The sequence below is a fragment of the Streptomyces sp. NPDC006326 genome (assembly GCF_040612915.1).
Classification (GTDB): Bacteria; Actinomycetota; Actinomycetes; order Streptomycetales; family Streptomycetaceae; genus Streptomyces.
Genome location: NZ_JBEXRC010000110.1, coordinates 1 through 2537, shown reverse-complemented (window position 1 = coordinate 2537; position 2537 = coordinate 1). Strand labels below are relative to the sequence as shown.

4 protein-coding genes are annotated in these 2537 nt (G+C 71.9%); 2 read left to right on the top strand and 2 right to left on the bottom strand.

The window, feature by feature from the left end:
• Positions 1–141 (top strand): adenosylhomocysteinase (locus tag ABZ128_RS35510; RefSeq protein ID WP_356854031.1); only part of this gene is annotated, 141 nt, incomplete at its 5' end.
• Positions 142–191: 50 nt separating this feature from the next.
• On the opposite strand, the gene ABZ128_RS35505 is transcribed toward ABZ128_RS35510, so the two are convergent.
• Together ABZ128_RS35505 and ABZ128_RS35500 are read right to left on the bottom strand one after the other, a co-directional pair.
• Complete coding sequence (locus ABZ128_RS35505) at positions 192–782, bottom strand: hypothetical protein (protein ID WP_356854029.1); 591 nt, start codon at positions 780–782, stop codon at positions 192–194.
• A gap of 144 nt (positions 783–926) precedes the next feature.
• Positions 927–1376 (bottom strand): Lrp/AsnC family transcriptional regulator, encoded by a 450-nt coding sequence (locus tag ABZ128_RS35500; protein ID WP_356854028.1) that lies wholly within the window; start codon positions 1374–1376, stop codon positions 927–929.
• A gap of 130 nt (positions 1377–1506) precedes the next feature.
• Between ABZ128_RS35500 and ABZ128_RS35495 the strand changes: the two genes are divergently transcribed.
• Entirely contained in the window at positions 1507–2508 is a 1002-nt protein-coding gene (locus ABZ128_RS35495; protein ID WP_356854027.1) for an asparaginase, read from the top strand.
• Positions 2509–2537 lie beyond the last annotated feature (29 nt).

Sequence of the window (2537 nt, the reverse complement as noted above, 5' to 3'; positions counted from 1 at the left end):
CCCAAGCACCTCGACGAGAAGGTGGCCCGCCTCCACCTCGACGCGCTCGGCGTCAAGCTGACCACCCTGCGCCCGGAGCAGGCCGCCTACATCGGCGTCAAGGTCGAGGGCCCGTACAAGCCGGACCACTACCGCTACTGATCCACTGATCCGCGCGGCAGCGGCCGCCGGCCGGCCGCTCCCGCTCGGGGTCAGCCGTTGCTGTTCAGGAAGCCGATGGCGACCGCGCCCCACCAGCACACCTGGGAGACCAGCGCGGTCGCCCCGCCCCACACCAGCATCCGCCGCCGGATCGGCCGGTCCGCCGAGGCGGCGAGGCGGCGGCCCAGCAGGCCGGCCTGGAGGCCGTTCAGCGTGAGGGCGAGGACGAGGGCCAGTTTGACGGCGGTCAGGGGGGAGCCGAGGTCGGGGTGGAGCATCGCCCCGCTCGCCACCAGGCCGCCGAGCCCGGCCCAGATCGGGACGTGGAGCCGGGACGTGGCCGACAGCACCTCCTCGAAGGAGCACCGCCCGAGGGCCCAGAGCATCCCGTAGTAGTCCGCGGAGAGCACCGCGCCGAATCCGAGGACGAGGGAGGCGAGGTGGGCGAAGAGCGCGGCCGTGTGCAGCGTCGGGTCCGTGCGTATGTGGACGGAGAACCACAGGACCCCCGCCAGGGCGACCACCGCGCCGAGGGCCGCCGCAGAGACCGTCCACCACGAGTCGTACACGCGGACCGGCCGGCCCGCCGACTCGCGGGGAGCAGAAACGGAGGCAGGTGCAGGGGCGACCGACGACAGCATGGAAGGGACTCCGGGGGATAAGCGGAATGGGATCCACCGGACCCCACCATCAAGCGAGGTAAGGCTTACCTAAAAGTGGGGGCGGGTCAACATCTGACCACTGCCCGAGACGACGTCGTTACCCGTCTCACACGGCCGCCGGTTTCAGACGGGCAGGCCTGTGGGCTCTTTGATCCGTTTCATGATGATCTGGGAGTTGACCTCGGTGACGCCGGAGAGCGCCGTCAGCTTCTCGATCCACAGGCGCTCGTACGCCCGCAGGTCGGCCACGGCGATCCGCAGCAGGCAGCCCGGGCTGCCGAAGAGCCGGTACGCCTCGATGACGTCGGGGATGTCCTCCAGGGCCGCCTCGAAGGCCTCGACCGCCTCGCGGTCGCGGCGCACCTCGACCGAGACCAGCACCTCGAAGCCCCGGCCGACGGCCTCCGGGTCGATCACCGCCCGGTAGCCCTGGATCACCCCGTCCTGTTCCAGCTGGCGTACGCGGCGCATGCAGGGGGAGGGGGTCAGGCCCACGCGCTGGGCCAGTTCCTGGTTGCTGAGCCGCCCGTCGGCCTGGAGCTCGCGCAAGATATCTCGGTCAATGGCATCCATCGCGCAATCATCCACCCAGGTTTGTAACAGGTCCAGGGGAACTCGCAATCGTGTTGCGCGTAGATCTCTCTATGATTGCGGGTCAGCACGTATGTACGAGGTATCACCCGTACGCAGGGAAAGGGTGGCCATGGGACGGATCGTCCTCATCAGCACCGGCGGCACGATAGCCAGCCGCTGGCAGGGTTCCGGTTTCGCGGCCGACGCCGACGGCAGTGAGGTCGTGGCGACCGCGCCGCTGCCCGAGGGCATCACCGTCGAGGTGGTGGACCTGTTCAGCGTGAACAGCCCGCGGCTGACCACCGCCCATCAGCTCACCCTGCTGCGCACCGTCCACGAGGTGCTGGCCGACCCCGGCGTCGACGGCATCGTCGTCACCCACGGCACCGACACCCTGGAGGAGTCGGCCTTCCTGGTCGACCTCCACCACCACGACCCGCGCAGTGTCGTGTTCACCGGCTCGCAGCGGCCCATGGGCACCGCGGACGGCGACGGCCCCGGCAACCTCTACGACGCCCTGCTCACCGCGGCGACCACCCGCGGGCTCGGCGTGCTGATCGCCTTCGCGGGACGCGTCCACGCGGCCCGCGGCACGGTGAAGACCCAGGCCGTGGCGCTGGACGCGTTCGCCGACCCCTCCAAGGAACTGCTCGGGAAGATCGGCTTCGGCAAGGTCGCCGTACTGCGCTCCCCGCAGCGCTCCGAGCCGCTGCCCCTGCCGGCGATGCCGGAGCTGCCGCCTCGCGTGGACATGGTGATGCACCACGCCGACGGCGACCCGGTGCTCCTGAACGCCGCCGTCGAGGCCGGCGCCCGGGGCATCGTCCTCATCGGCACCGGTGCAGGCAATGCCACCCCCGAGATCGTGGACGCGGTGAAGGCGGCCGTGGCCCGCGGCGTGCTGGTGGCCCTGACCACGCGCGTCGCGGCGGGCCCGGTCACCGAGATCTACACGCACGGCGGAGCGGTGGACCTGGTCGCGGCCGGAGCGGTCCCGACGGGCACGCTGCGCGCCGGCCAGGCCCGCATCGCCGTCCTCTCCGCCCTGCTGGCCGCCACCGACCCGGCGGAGCAGGCCCGCGTGCTGCGGCGGACGCTGGCCGCGGCCGGCCCGGTCCTGGTCGACGCCTGACCGCCGGGCCCGAGCGCCGGGCCCGGCGG